The 318-nt window shown below is 48.7% G+C and carries 1 protein-coding gene; it reads left to right on the top strand.

The window, feature by feature from the left end; genetic code table 11:
• Window positions 1-318: S-adenosylmethionine decarboxylase (locus A3730_RS09450; protein ID WP_197477399.1), on the top strand; the 318-nt coding region annotated here is incomplete at both ends.

Here is a 318-nt window from a genome sequence, read left to right as displayed (position 1 = left end):
CTGGACAAGAGTCATGTGACGGTGCATACCTATCCGGAATCCCATCCAGATAACGGTATTTCCACGTTTCGAGTGGATGTGGATGTCTCCACCTGTGGTGTGATTTCCCCGCTACGTGCGTTGAATTACCTGATCCACAGTTTCGATTCCGATATCGTTACCGTGGACTATCGGGTGCGTGGCATGACCCGGGATCTGGATGGCACCAAGCACTTTATTGATCACGACATCAATTCCATCCAGAATTTCCTGACCGAAGATACCCAGAACGCCTATCAGATGATCGACGTGAATGTGTATCAGGAAAATATCTTCCAC

The sequence above is a fragment of the Alcanivorax sp. HI0044 genome (assembly GCF_001634945.1).
This window is presented reverse-complemented; position numbering and strand designations above follow the sequence as displayed.